Genomic DNA, 502 nt, shown 5'->3' with positions numbered 1-502 from the left:
CGGCAGCACGACGTCGGATTCGCGCGCCATGGTCGATTCGCGCACATTGACGACCGTGCCGATCTTCATGCCGGCCTTGCGGCAATAGCGCAGCGAGGCCAGCGTGTCGGCCGTCTCGCCCGACTGCGAGATGAAGAAGGCCGCATCGTTGGCCGACAGCGGCATCTCGCGATAGCGGAACTCGGAGGCGACATCGATATCCACGGGAAGCCGCGCATAGCGCTCGAACCAGTATTTCGAGATCAGTCCCGCAAGATAGGCGGTGCCGCAGGCCGACAGCGCCAGCCGGCCGATCCTGGCGAAGTCGAACGGCAGGTCGAGCGGCTTCGACTTGCCCGAAACGAAATCCACGTAATGCGCCAGCGTGTGCGAGATCACCTCCGGCTGCTCGTGGATTTCCTTTTCCATGAAATGCCGGCGGTTGCCCTTGTCGACCATGAAACTGGTCGACAGCGACTGCTGGCGCTTGCGGTCGACCTTGTTGCCGTCGATGTCATAAATC

General features: G+C 62.2%; 1 protein-coding gene. It reads right to left on the bottom strand.

The genetic code is table 11. The annotated features are described in order from the left end of the window. Nucleotides 1-502: SIS domain-containing protein (locus RFM41_RS34415; protein ID WP_320319364.1), on the bottom strand; the 502-nt coding region annotated here is incomplete at both ends.

It is taken from the genome of Mesorhizobium vachelliae, from assembly GCF_033977325.1.
GTDB classification, from domain to species: Bacteria; Pseudomonadota; Alphaproteobacteria; order Rhizobiales; family Rhizobiaceae; genus Mesorhizobium; species Mesorhizobium vachelliae.
The sequence above is the reverse complement of the archived record's forward strand: the minus strand, read 5'-3'. Positions and strand labels throughout refer to the sequence as shown.